This is a genomic window from Paenibacillus oryzae (genome assembly GCF_001675045.1).
In the GTDB taxonomy this organism is placed as follows: domain Bacteria; phylum Bacillota; class Bacilli; order Paenibacillales; family Paenibacillaceae; genus Pristimantibacillus; species Pristimantibacillus oryzae.
Genome location: NZ_LYPA01000031.1, coordinates 131,986 through 145,408, shown reverse-complemented (window position 1 = coordinate 145,408; position 13,423 = coordinate 131,986). Strand labels below are relative to the sequence as shown.

The following is a 13,423-nucleotide window of genomic DNA, read 5'->3' as shown; positions in this document are numbered from 1 at the left end:
TCCTTCTCAAGACAAAAACCCGGTCCATGCCGCCAGCCTGCTCCTTTATTCAGCAAGCGAGGCCATGTCCCAGGTTTTCATCCATTTAAATCTAACTATTTGATTTGCGCATCTGCTTGTTTTTGAGCGTCTGTCAACACCTGGTCGATGCTTTTGCCGTTCAGGTAATTTTGCATTTCCACAACGATAATGTCTTCTACCGCGTAAGTGTGCATGCCATAGTTGACGTTAGGAATTTCAGCCGTCCACTTGGAGAAGTCGCTCACAATGTTTTGTCCGCCGAAAAATTCGTTTGGAGCTTTGTAAGCTTCGCCTTCAGCCGCAGGTTTGTACGTGCCGATAGCGCCTACGTCAGTGATCAGCTTTTGGTACAGGTCTACGTTGGAGCCGAATGTTGCGCCTAAGAATTCAGCCGCTTTTTCCTTGCCGTCCACATTCAGGACATACCAGGAGCTGCCGCCGAGGTTGGAAGCATGAACGGATTTTGCGTTGCCCGCCAGTTTAGGGAACGGTACAATCGCCCATTTGCCCTTCTGATCTTCCGCCGCTGTAATGGAAGCAGTAAACCAGTTGCCTGTCGGTACGGAAGCTACACTGCCGTTATTGTAGTTGGCCACATATTGGCTCCAGTCGGAATGGATTTTCACAATATTGGCGTCCATCATGTTTTTGTACACTTCAAACGCTTCTTTCAGCGCTACGTTGCCTGCCAGATCGGCGCTTTTGCCGTCAGCTGTCAGGTACCACGAGCCCGCAGATTGAATCATCATGCGGATGATGCCCATGTCGTTAGGATCAAGGGAAATCCAGTCCTTGCCGGTTGTTTCTTTTACTTTTTTGCCGATTTCGATGTAGTCGTTCCAGGTAATGTCCTGCAAATCTTCTACTTTGTAGCCGGCCTGCTCCAGGTAATCGGTTCTAACATATACGCCAGCTACGCCGGAATCAAACGGAAGGCCGTAGTTTTCGCCGTTTACGCTTGTAGGTCCAAGCTTGTATTCAGCGAAGTCGGATGCCTTGAAGTTTTTTGTAATAGGGTAAAACGCGTCAGGATATGCTTGCATGAAGCTTTGAGCGCGATAGTCCTCGATCAGCACGATGTTAGGAAGACCTTTTGTCGTACCTGAGCTCAAGCCTGTATTCAGACGTTGTACGATATCGTTTTGAGCATTTTCCACAATTTCAACGTTTACATCAGAATGATCCTTGGCGTAAGCCTCTTTCGCCAGATTCATAGCCTTAACGTTAAAGTTGGCATCCCATGCCCAAACGGTTACTTTTGTTGCCTCGTTGCCTTTGTCACCGCCGGTAGTGCCGCCGTTGCCATCTGTCTTGCCGCTGTTGCCGGATGAACATGCAGCCAGCAGCATCATGCTGGCCAGCAATAAAGCCATCATTTTTTTCATTGTGTCGACCTCCAATTTTTCTGTCTGCAAACATTTCGTGCGAGTTCCTCTGTAAGCGGTTCCTGATGCCTTGTGTTCATCTTAGCACCGGGTCTTTGCTGCACGTTAGAATTATCTTTGCCAACACTTGTGAGATTATTACGGGTTTGCTAAATGGTTAAGTGCGGCAATAGAAATATATTTAGAAAGTTGGAGGATTTTTATTCTTTAATGATGGGAAGTCTTATTTTGACCCTTGTGCCTTCACCCGGATGGCTGTTAATTTCAACGCCGTAGGACTCGCCATAAAGCAGCTGGACCCGTTCATGCACATTACGCACACCGATGCCGGTAAACAGCTGGCGCTTCCCGGATGATTTAAGATTCTCCGCGCCTTGGTCGGTCTTCATATCGAAGCCGTCGCCATTGTCCACCACCTCGCAGATAAGGGCATCCGCTTCCTTTGAAGCCATAAAATAAATATGCCCCTCCGCCTTGGCGTTAAAGCCGTGAAAAAAGGCGTTTTCAATAAAAGGCTGGATAATGAGCTTCGGCAAATGGCAGCCCAAACAATCCGGTGCGATAAAATAATTCATTTTGATCCGTTCGCCGTATCTGACATGATTGATCAGCACATAGTTTTTCATGTTGACCAGCTCTTGGCTGAGGGTAATGGTTTCGCTGACATTGCCGATCATATTCTGAAGCAGGGAGATCAATGCGTTAATGGTTTCCGCAGCCCGTTCTCGATCGCCATGCTGCACCATAAACTTGACCGATGCCAAGGTGTTATAAAGGAAATGCGGATTAATCTGGCCCTGCAGCGCCTCCAGCTCCGCATTTCTTCTCTGCTTCTCCGTCTGCACCAGCTTGGCGACATAATCCTGAAGCTCCTCCAGCATTCCGTTAAAGGCGAGCCCAAGCTCCCGCGTTTCATAACTGCCCCCGACAGACACCTTGTGATGAAACTCATATTTGGATATAGTCGATATTTGCTTCACCAGCCGCGTCAACGATCTGGTCAGCCGTCTGGAAATGAGAAAAACGATAATAAGCGCCACGCCTACGATCACGCCTACGCTGATAATGATAGAGGGCATGTCCGTCAGTTGGCCGATAGCCGTTTTTTTATCAATCAGATTGACAATATAATAATCCAGAGATGACAAATAACGGGACAACACAATATGCTCCCGGTTCTGAATGGCGACATTCATATAAGGCTTGCCGGCTTCCTCCATGCTTTTGACATAAGCCAGAAGCTCCCTGCCGTCCGTGCCAATCCATTCCTTTCGACCCGAGGAAACGATGGTTCCGTTGCCGCTAATGACAGCCACTTCATTGCCTTCGCTCGTATAGGTGTTGTAGAAACCGGCAAACTCCTTTTCGGTCATTGTAAAAAAAATCATTCCGTACACCTTGTCCGTCGTTCGATCACTCAGCGGCCTCGTAGCGACCAGCAGCGGGACTCCATGTTTGGAATTTATATGCTGATACAGAATTCTGCGGGGACTCTCCAATGAACGGAGCGTCAAGGGATGCTGCATCAGTTCGTCATGCGTCATGGCCAGCGGAGATTGGCCGGAGGAGGCAAATATTCTCCCGTTAATGCCAGCAACTGTAATGTCGATCCCATAGGCATCCAGTCCCGAATTAATGCGTTTCATGACATCGCCCATCGCGTAGAAGGAACGGAAATTGGCGAGCGAGCTGCCGTCAGCCTCCGTCATAAACTCCCTGGCCGTACCGCTCTGAGCCAATTTGTTTGTAGCCAGCGCAATGGAATAGTTAAAGGTATCCAGGTTATTATTGATCTGGTTGATGACCTTGGTGTTTGTAATGCTGAAGGTTTCTGTAAAAACCCGTTCGGAAACGTTGATGGTGGTCCACGTAGTCGTCACGGAAACCGCAATAATACTGACGACCATAATAATAAACATTTTAATAAACAGGCCATTGTATTTAAATCGGTCAAATAGCTTGCTCATGCGTCCTCATCCTTGTCCCCGAAATTGCCTACGATAGCGACTGGGCGAAAAGCCGGTGCTTTTTTTAAAAACTTTACAGAAATAGCTATGATCCGAATAACCCACCATGCCGCTGATTTCGGAAATGGGCTCATCGCTTGTGCGCAGCATTTCCTCCGCCTTGCCAATCCGCACCTTGTGCAGGTAGTCAATAAAGCCCTCTTCATTATGAGCGGTAAAGTAACTGGACAAATAGGACGGATTAAAATGAAAATGACGCGCCATATCGCCAAGCGTAAGCGGCTCTGCGTAGTGCTCCTGAATATAATTCAACAATTTTTTCATATTGTCATTGCCTTGTCCCCGCTCCTTGATGGCGATTTGCGTCTCTGCTTCGCTTATAAAGCGTTCCATAATGGCAAGCGCTTCGAATGCGCTTTGGGACTGCTCAATCTCTTTGAAGTAGCTGTATTTGGCAGCCTCCAGCTCCTTCACGTCATATTCCATATTGCCTAGCAGTACGGTCATATTAAAAATAAGATTGCCCAAAAATGTTTTATATTCAAAGACGTCGCCAATATAATAGGAAGCCAGCTCTGCCGAATGGGAGCGAAGGGACTGGAATGCAGCCTGAAACTGTCCGCGTTTGAAGATTTCTGTGAAGCGATTCAGATGAAACGGCTCCGGCGGCTCCGGCAGCGGGGGCAGCTGACCTTTTTTAACAGCCTTACTTCAGGCAGAAAAAAAGAATAGTCCAGCAGCTTTAGCAAGGAATTCCGGTATTGCGGGCGAGTTTCGCCAAGCTCACGGAACACATCCGTTACAGCAACGATACTGCCCGCTATTTCGTTAACCTGCTCGGAGACCCAGTGCTCTAATGCTTCCATGGCCTCCGCCGCACCGTTCACCACCGCTATGGAAAAGCCGCTATATGCCGGTAGTCTATAAAAAACAGCCTCCAGCCCCTCGCTTTCGTCTATTTTGCTTAAACGCTCAGCCAATTCCGTTTGAACGGCAGCCCCGTTTATACCGGCTTGCTCGTCATGCCGCCCATTTCCTGAAGATTGATTAACGGCGACAAGGCGGAAAAGAGGATAAGGAAAGGCTGCTTGCACATCCTCCGCTGGATAGTCGCTTTCATATCCGCCCAAAACCATCTCCAGCAAACGGTCTCCAGACAAACGAAAGCTGCCTGAGCTTCCCTGCTGAAGTGAAGGAATCCGCTTGACCGCCAGCTTAAGAACGGCGAGCAAATGCTGAATATCCAGTTTGGGCTTTAATATATAATCCGCTACTCCGTTTTGGAACGTTGAGCGCACATATTGATATTCGCCAAAGCTGCTAAGCACGATGACCTCTATTTCCGGGTGCTTCAGCTTGATTTCCTTGGTCAACTCTTCTCCGTCCATCAACGGCATGACAATATCCGTTATGACAATATGAGGACTCAACTCCTGAATCATCCGCAGCGCTTCAACACCGTTTGACGCTTCGCCCACAATCTGAAAGCCTTCCTGCTCCCAGTTCATAAAATGTTTGATCCCTTGTCGGATCAAAACCTCATCATCGACGATCAGCACTCTGCAGTAACCGGATTCACTCATATCTGTCCCTCCTATCCGTTGTTTTCAAGCAGATATAGTATATCCGCTATGTTCGCCATAAACCATAGCGTTCGTCAATTATACCGACTTTTACGCAGTACCAAGGGCATTAATGAATAGGTATCTCTTCATTTTTCCATACTAAGGAAATAAGAGGATGTGTTAAGAAAAGGAGCCATTTTTATGAAACAGACCTCTAAGCGCCCCCCCAAGCCGCGACGCCAAGCCCTATTCCCGGGCATTTCCGAAAGGCTTTTGCCGTTTATGCTAAAACTGAATAAGTGGCTGATACGCACTGCTGTTGCGATGGCCGCCGCGCTTGCGCTTTGCCTGGCTTTATTCCTCTATGTCCGTTCTCAACCGCTGCCCGTTGCCGCCATCAGCCAAACCTCACAAATGCTGGATTTGCATGGCAATGTTATCGATACATTTCACGCTGGCGAGAATAGACGCTCCGTCCCGCTGGAGGATATATCCCGTGATCTCATTCACGCTACCCTTTCCATCGAAGATCGCCGCTTTTATGAGCATGATGGATTTGATCTGAGGGGATTGGCGCGTGCCGTTGTTGTTAATGTGCAAAGCATGTCCGCACGCCAAGGGGCTAGCACGCTGACTCAGCAGCTGGCGCGCAATCTCTATCTCAGCCATGAAAAAACGTGGCAGCGCAAGCTCAAGGAGGCTCTGTATACAGCCAAGCTGGAGATGGACTACACCAAAGACGATATACTGAGCATGTATTTGAATCAAATCTATTACGGTCACGGCTCCTACGGCATTGAAGCTGCTTCCATGCTTTATTTTGACAAGCATGCCTCGGAATTGACGCTGGCGGAATCCGCCATGCTTGCCGGCATCCCGAAAGGCCCCAAATATTATTCACCCTACATGGATATGAAAAATGCCAAGGATCGTCAATATCTCATTTTGGAGTCGATGACCGAGGGAGGTTTTATTACAAAGGAGCAGGCAGAGAACGCTTATCGCGAGGTGCTTGATCTAAAACCCCTTGACTCTGGAGAGCCGGAAGGGTTCGCCCCTTATTTCCGTGACTACATCCGCCAGCTCGCCCTGGACGAAATCGGCATTCAACCTTCTGTATTGAACAAAGGCGGCATTACCATCTATACAACGCTGGATCAAAACATTCAGAATGCAGCCGAGGATGCGATCAAAAACGGAATTCCCGGCGACTCCGGACAGCAAGCGGCACTGGTGGCCATCGACCCCCGAAATGGCTACATCAAGGCAATGGTAGGCGGACGGGATTACCGTACCAATCAATATAATCGGGTATTCGCCCGAACGCGCCAGCCCGGTTCAGCTTTTAAGCCGCTGCTGTATTTGACAGCTTTGAGAAGCCGATACATGACGCCCGTTACGCAGTTCCGCAGCGAGCCGACCGTCTTTAGTTACGATGAAGGGCGCAAAAGCTACGAACCGCGCAATTATGGCGACAAATATGCTAACGATCTTATTGATATGCGAAAAGCCATCAGCACCTCGGACAATATATACGCCGTCAACACACTGATGACGATTGGCGCAGACAAAGTCATTCAAACCTCAAAGGATCTGGGAATAAGCAGCCCGCTGGACCCGGTGCCGTCGCTTGCTCTTGGCTCCTCGCCTATTAGCCCCTTTGAGATGGCTTCCGCCTATAGCGTATTTGCCAGCGGCGGATTCCGCGTAGAGCCGATTGCCATTCTTCGGATTGAAGACCGCAAGGGCAAGGTGCTCTATGAAGCCAAGCCTGTTATGAACCAGCCTATCAGTCCGGCTGAGGCATATGTTATGACCAGCCTGCTGGAAGGCGTATTTGAGCAAGGCGGCACTGCCAACCGCGTTTCTTCTATTATAAAGCGTCCCGTTGCGGGCAAAACCGGTACAACGGATTATGACGCCTGGCTTGTCGGCTATACGCCTGAATTATCCACAGCCGTATGGGTGGGGCATGACAAAAACAAAAAGCTTACGCTCGCAGAGGCTCATCGGGCGGCTCCAATTTTTGCAAGCTTTATGGAGGGGGCTTTAAGTGCTGTTCCACCCAAAATGTTTGCGGTGCCGGAGGGGGTAAGCACCGTATACATCGAGCCTTCCACCGGGCGCCTTGCTGCCGCAAGCTGCGGGACAAGACGACTTGAGACCTTCCTATCAGGCACGGAACCCACAGAAATATGCGGTACCAGCGATCATGCAGACGGCCATGAAGAAGGCAACGTCACGGAGCAGCAAACCCGTTCGAATGAAAAAACACGCAAAAAAAAGGCATGGTGGCATGATTTCAAAAAATGGTGGTCCGATTAAGGAAAAAACCGAATCAAAATCCGCTTGAGTTTTTGTCTAAATTTTAAACAAAATGTGAAATTTATTTGAACATTCTGCATAAGATATGATATAGTGTAACTAAGAAAGCACTTACAACATATTCGGGAGTGTTCGATATGACGACAAAAACAACAAGCATGAATCACCTCAAGACAGTAAAGCCGGACGTTAAACGTCTTGTTAACTTCATGACGGCGGTGGCTTGGTTTATTTTAGGCATCGGCGTTCTTCTCTCCCTTATTAATTTAAGCCATTTCAGCGATCAAAACACAGGATTGATGGTTGGCATTGGCTTCCTGATCGGAAGTGTCCACATTTATGTGATTGGCACAGCCATTGGTCTCGTGCATGCTCGTATGGTGCAACATGCCGAGTCCAAAAACGCCTCTCTTCCTGAAGAAGAGCCGATTTCCTGACAACAAACAACCGCAGCTCTGCTTATTCAAGCCCGCCCCAACTTCCAAGGAAGATTGGGCGGGCTTATTTATTTGTGTTAAAATGTACACCTCAAATTCGGACTGGCCTTAGTCATACTCCGCGATGAAATGTGAACATTTCAACAGCGATTTTGGCAGGAAATGTATCATTTAAATGAGAAAATGAACAAAACACCAATCATATGTCGAACAGGTGACTGAGGTATGGCGAATTATCGAATATTTATTTACGTTATTGTTAACCCAGCAGTCACGAGAGTTTGAATCTGTTATCTTTATCATATGCTAACTTTAAATGAGGAATAGACTGAGGAGTGAAACCTTGATGAGACGTTATTACCGAATGCTTATGACCGTGCTTTTTCTCACAATGGCATTCGCGTTATCGGGTTGCAGCGGCGCGCAATATATTGTGCTGGACCCCAAAGGGCCTATCGGCCAGTCGCAAAAAGATTTAATCATTATTACAACTCTTTTGTGCGCCATCATTATCGTTCCGGTTCTGATTCTGACAGCCATAATCGTTTGGCGCTACCGTGATCGCCCGGGCAGAAAAGCTTCCTACCAGCCGCATTGGGAGCACAGTACAAAGCTTGAGGCTACCTGGTGGGCCATTCCGATCGTTATTATCGCTATCATTGGCGTTGTAACCGTGAATTACACCTACATGCTGGAGCCGTCAAAACCTCTCGAATCCGATAAGCAGCCCATCACGATTCAAGCAACGTCAATGGACTGGAAGTGGCTGTTTACGTATCCGGACGAGGACATCGCTACAGTCAACTATATCAAATTCCCTGAAGGGGTGCCCATCCGTTTCCAATTGACAGCGGATACGGCAATGAATTCCTTCTGGATTCCGCAGCTTGGCGGACAGCTCTATTCCATGTCGGGGATGGCGATGACCTTGTATCTGCAAGCCGATGAGCAGGGCAGCTACTACGGCAGCGGCGCTAACTTTAACGGCAAGGATTTTGCTCAAATGACCTTTACGGCGGACGCTGTATCGCAAGAGGAATACGACAAGTGGGTTAGCGAAGTCAAGGGGGATGCCCCTGTCTTGACAATGGACGGCTATGAATCGCTGACCTCTCCTGGACCATCGGATGTTCAACTGTTCTCCAGCTTTCCGGAAGGTCTGTTCGACAAAATTGTAACGCAATATGTTGAGGAAGGCGGCGGAGGCCACGGGCATCACGGCGCTTCGGCCAGCGATCCCAAAACGGATGATTCGCAAACCGCATTCAACACTAATTCAACTCAAAATGAGCATGCGGGGCATTAAGGTTACCGCTCACGAAAGGAGATTCCATCATGTGGGATAAAATCAAGGAATTTTCTTCCGAGTTTTTTGTGACGGGCGACCCCCTCATCCTCGGAGCGCAAGTATCGATCGGCTTAACTCTCGTTGCCGTCGTATTGGTTTTGACCTATTTTAAAAAGTGGCGCTGGCTGTGGTCGGAATGGCTGACCTCCGTTGATCACAAACGCATCGGCATCATGTATATCATCTGTTCCATTCTTATGCTGTTCCGGGGCGGCGTTGACGCCCTCCTTATGCGTACGCAGCTTGCTGCGCCTGAGCTAGAGTTTCTGACCGCAGAGCATTACAACCAGATTTTCACAACACACGGCGTTATCATGATCCTGTTTATGGCGATGCCGCTGATGTTTGGTTTGTTTAATATCGTAGTGCCGCTGCAAATCGGCGCTCGCGACGTAGCCTTCCCATTCCTGAACTCTCTGAGCTTTTGGATGTTTTTCTTCGGGGCTATGCTGTTTAACCTGTCCTTCGTTATCGGCGGTTCGCCGGATGCAGGCTGGCTTGCTTATCCGCCGCTCTCAGAGCTGTCAGGAAGTCCCGGCGTAGGCCAAGACTTCTATATCTGGGGTATTCAAATCTCCGGCATGGGCTCGCTGGCAACAGGCATTAACTTTATCGTTACAATCCTGAAAATGCGCGCGCCAGGCATGAAGCTGATGAAAATGCCGATGTTTACCTGGTCCGTGCTTTCTTCCAGCTTAACCATCATTCTGGCATTTCCGATTTTGACCGTAACGCTGTTCCTGCTGTTTCTTGACCGTTATGCAGGCGCGCATTTCTTCACCCTGGACGGCGGCGGCAACCCGATGATGTATATCAACCTGATCTGGATGTGGGGACATCCCGAGGTTTATATAGTCGTCCTGCCAGCTTTCGGCATCTTCTCCGAGATTGTATCCACATTCTCGAAGAAAAGACTGTTTGGATACAGCTCCATGGTTTATGCCCTTATGTCAATCAGTATCGTATCCTTCTTCACCTGGGCCCACCACTTCTTCACCATGGGCTCCGGAGCTAACGTCAATGCGTTTTTTGCCGTATCAACGATGATTATCGCAATACCAACGGGCGTTAAGGTGTTTAACTGGCTATTTACGATGTTCCGAGGCAAGCTAAGCTTCCCAACCCCGATGATGTGGACCATTGCTTTTATTCCATGTTTCGTAATCGGCGGTATGACGGGCGTTATGTTGTCCGTTGCGCCTGCGGACTTCCAGTACCATAACAGCTACTTCCTGATTGCTCACTTCCACCAGACCTTGATCGGCGGCGTAGTGTTCGGATTTTTCGCAGGCCTTTACTACTGGTGGCCAAAAATGTTCGGCTTCAAGCTGCATGAGGGCTTGGGCAAATGGGCCTTCTGGTTCTGGAACATCGGCTTTTATGTTTGCTTTATGCCGCAATACGCGCTCGGCTTCATGGGCATGACGCGCCGCTTCAACGAATACAACTTTGATATGGGCTGGCAGCCGCTTAACGTGGTATCCACGGTTGGCGCCTTCCTGATGGGTATTGCCTTCCTGTTCCAGGTATGGCAAATCGCTCACAGCATTCGTTTCTACAAAAAAGAACCAACTGGCGACACATGGAACGGCAGATCTCTGGAATGGTCTATTCCGTCTCCTGCCCCAATGTACAACTTCGCTCGTACGCCTATTGTCACTTCCCGTGACGATTGGTGGGAGAAGAAGGAACGCCGCCGAAAGGGCGAGCCTGAGCTTCCGCATGTTGCCAAGGCGGAGCAAGCTCCTCTGGAGCCGATCCATATGCCTCGCAACTCCGGCGTGCCGTTTGTGATGTCCTTCTTCTGGTTCATCGCCGGCTTCGGGTTTGTGTGGGATTGGACATGGATGGTTATTCCGGGACTGATCGGGGTAATTGTCTGCATGCTCGTTCGCTCGTTTACCTATAATACCGATTATTATGTTCCTGTTGATGAAATTGAACGTACAGAAGCCGCGGCAAGGGGGGCACATTAATGGCACAGAAAAAGCATAAAGTTGCCGTGGCGCACGGCAGCCCCGCCGCAGGCGGACATCACGAACATCACGGCGGTCATCACGACCATGGCCATCATGATCAGGAAGAGCTCAAAACATTCGGCTTTTGGCTGTTTCTAATTACGGACGTTATCCTGTTCGGTACTTTATTCGCAACCTTCGCCGTTCTTCGCCTTAACGTAGCCGGAGGACCAACCGGAGGCGATCTGATTGAATTGCCGGGCATCATCGCATCGACCTTTATTTTGCTAACAAGCAGCTTCACCAGCGGCCTTGCGCTTCTGTCGATGAACAAAGGCAACAAAAACGGCTTGATCGGCTGGTTGATCGTTACCGCCCTGCTTGGCGCGTCCTTTATCTATCTGGAAGCCACCGAGTTCATCCACCTCGTGAATGAAGGAGCCAATATCGGCACCAGCGCTTATTGGTCGGCTTTCTTTACACTGGTCGGCACGCACGGCCTTCACGTATCGGTTGGCCTTGTCTGGATGATCGCATTGATTATCCAGCTTTCCAAACGCGGCATTACGCCGGTTACAAAACGTAAAGTAAATATTATCAGCTTGTACTGGCATTTCCTTGATGTTGTGTGGATTTTCGTCTTTACGATTGTTTATCTGATGGGGGTGATGTAAGATGGCCAACCATAACCAAGCTCATGATGGGCACGGCGAAAGCCATGGCTCTCTGAAATCTTATATCATCGGTTTTGTTCTTTCGATCGTCCTGACCATCATTCCTCTCGTTGTTGTCATGAACGAGATGTTTGACAAAAAAACAAATACCGTCATCATTCTGATTGCCGCGGTGCTTCAATTCGCCGTTCAGCTTCTCTTCTTCATGCATCTGCGCGAAGAGAAAAAACCGCGTTACAATTTGACATCGCTTATTTTGGGCCTTATTATTCTGCTGGTCATTGTTGGAGGCTCCATCTGGATTATGACCTACAATGCAGTGGCTGTATAAAACGGCTACGTCGTCCTCTTGAGGGCATGTAATCGCGTTTAGCAGCAGGTTTTAACGCCAATAAAATTTGCTTCAGCTTGCATTAAAACCGTACCGGAGCTTCCGGTACGGTTTTTTTACATTCACAGAGCATGCCGCGCCAACAATTCAGTTATAACTGAATTGGCCCCTATCGCCTCCATTTCCCTCCTGTCATACTTGAGTAAATAGATGAAAACAGAAACAGGGAGGATCTAAATGATGACTTTTTATTTAAGAGAGCTGGATTTGCCCGGCGATTACGAGGCATTGGCACAGCTGCAAAATCAGGACAACTCTGAGCCTGTTACAGCAGAGATTCTGGAGGCCGAAGATGCCAAGATGTATGAAACGGGGCATACCTGGAAGGACGAAAACGGCCTACTTGCCGGTTATGACCGTACGAGACGGGTAGCTGTTAACGATGAAGGGGTTATAGTTGGTTATCTCAACAGCTGGAGAGCGCCCTGGACGGAGCCTGGCTACATTTGCAACCATCTGATTGTAGACAAAAACTATCGCAATCAAGGAATCGGCAGCCTGCTGCTGGCGCATGCACTGGATTGGAGTCAAGGGATTGGAGCATCAGCACTAATTAGCGCTTTATGGGACAACCAGCCGCAATATTTGCAATTTGCCGAAAACCGCGGGTTTGTGGTTGAGCGGCATACTTTTCAATCTGTTGTCCCTTTAGATAGCGAGCAAGCAAAAAACCTGCCCTCCTCCGAGGAGCAGCTTGCCGCTTCAGGGCTTGTTATTAAAACGTTGGCTGACCTTTCCGACGATAACAGCCTGCAGAAGCTGTTTCAGCTTTCCATCGAAACAATGCCCGATATTCCCGGCTATATGGGAACCGCGCCGGATTACGACAGCTGGCGCAAGTGGTATCTGGAGGTGACAGGCTTTTCGCCGGAGCTGGTGCTGATTGCGGTTGACGGAGAGCGCTTTGCAGGCTACACCAATGTTATTTTCAATCAAGATACCAACGGACTTTATCATGAGTACACAACCGTCCATCGCGATTACAGAGGCCGTAAAATTGCTCAAGCTCTAAAACTAAAAGCTATAGAACTAGGCATTGAACGAAAAGCTGCTTATATTCGTACGGATAACGACTCTCTTAACGTACCAATCTTAAGCATCAATCGAAAGCTCGGCTATTTACCCGAACGCGGCCATTATCGCATTCTCGCGCCTATTGAATCCGTCATCGAAAAAATGGCGGAACGAGCTACTTAAGCTACCTGCTTAAAAACAGCAAAAAAGCTGGAATAACCCTTTAACCCCAAAAAGTTGAAGCGAATGTTGAACGCTTCAACTTTTTGGGGTTAAAGGACATTAAGCAGCTTTCCATCTCATCAAGAGCATGCTCAGGGTTGCCTAAAGACTAGCCG

General features: G+C 48.7%; 11 protein-coding genes. 7 read left to right on the top strand and 4 right to left on the bottom strand.

Annotated features, from left to right (window positions below; all coding sequences use genetic code 11):
- Positions 1–95: 95 nt before the first annotated feature.
- From A7K91_RS04905 to A7K91_RS27360, 4 genes are all read right to left on the bottom strand, one after another.
- Positions 96–1,406 carry an ABC transporter substrate-binding protein gene (locus A7K91_RS04905; RefSeq protein ID WP_068680238.1) on the bottom strand — a complete coding sequence of 437 codons (1,311 nt, stop codon included), beginning with the start codon at positions 1,404–1,406 and terminating at the stop codon, positions 96–98.
- A 200-nt stretch (positions 1,407–1,606) separates the two neighbouring features.
- On the bottom strand, positions 1,607–3,373 hold the full coding sequence (locus A7K91_RS04900; RefSeq protein WP_068680236.1) for a cache domain-containing sensor histidine kinase: 1,767 nt from the start codon (positions 3,371–3,373) through the stop codon (positions 1,607–1,609).
- A 6-nt stretch (positions 3,374–3,379) separates the two neighbouring features.
- Positions 3,380–3,901, bottom strand: coding sequence for a helix-turn-helix transcriptional regulator (locus tag A7K91_RS27365; RefSeq protein ID WP_342671728.1), 522 nt, complete (start codon positions 3,899–3,901; stop codon positions 3,380–3,382).
- 119 nt (positions 3,902–4,020) lie between these two features.
- The gene (locus A7K91_RS27360) at positions 4,021–4,956 is read right to left on the bottom strand and encodes a response regulator (protein WP_342671727.1); all 936 of its coding nucleotides are present in this window, start codon (positions 4,954–4,956) and stop codon (positions 4,021–4,023) included.
- A 183-nt stretch (positions 4,957–5,139) separates the two neighbouring features.
- Between A7K91_RS27360 and A7K91_RS04890 the strand changes: the two genes are divergently transcribed.
- From A7K91_RS04890 to A7K91_RS04860, 7 genes are all read left to right on the top strand, one after another.
- Positions 5,140–7,263 (top strand): transglycosylase domain-containing protein, encoded by a 2,124-nt coding sequence (locus A7K91_RS04890; protein ID WP_082967238.1) that lies wholly within the window; start codon positions 5,140–5,142, stop codon positions 7,261–7,263.
- Between the two features lie 137 nt (positions 7,264–7,400).
- On the top strand, positions 7,401–7,700 hold the full coding sequence (locus A7K91_RS04885; protein ID WP_068680234.1) for a hypothetical protein: 300 nt from the start codon (positions 7,401–7,403) through the stop codon (positions 7,698–7,700).
- Positions 7,701–8,046: 346 nt separating this feature from the next.
- Positions 8,047–9,006 carry a ubiquinol oxidase subunit II gene (gene cyoA, locus A7K91_RS04880; protein WP_068680232.1) on the top strand — a complete coding sequence of 320 codons (960 nt, stop codon included), beginning with the start codon at positions 8,047–8,049 and terminating at the stop codon, positions 9,004–9,006.
- Between the two features lie 29 nt (positions 9,007–9,035).
- Positions 9,036–11,024 (top strand): cbb3-type cytochrome c oxidase subunit I, encoded by a 1,989-nt coding sequence (locus A7K91_RS04875; protein ID WP_068680230.1) that lies wholly within the window; start codon positions 9,036–9,038, stop codon positions 11,022–11,024.
- Positions 11,024–11,680 (top strand): cytochrome o ubiquinol oxidase subunit III, encoded by a 657-nt coding sequence (cyoC, locus tag A7K91_RS04870; RefSeq protein ID WP_082967237.1) that lies wholly within the window; start codon positions 11,024–11,026, stop codon positions 11,678–11,680. The genes A7K91_RS04875 and cyoC overlap by 1 nt, the downstream gene beginning before the upstream one ends.
- Before the next feature lies 1 nt (position 11,681).
- A complete protein-coding gene (cyoD, locus tag A7K91_RS04865) occupies positions 11,682–12,011 on the top strand; it encodes a cytochrome o ubiquinol oxidase subunit IV (protein ID WP_068680228.1) in 330 nt (109 codons plus the stop codon).
- A gap of 237 nt (positions 12,012–12,248) precedes the next feature.
- Positions 12,249–13,268: a GNAT family N-acetyltransferase gene (locus tag A7K91_RS04860; protein ID WP_082967236.1), complete on the top strand. Its 1,020-nt coding sequence runs from the start codon at positions 12,249–12,251 to the stop codon at positions 13,266–13,268.
- The last annotated feature ends 155 nt before the right edge of the window (positions 13,269–13,423 follow it).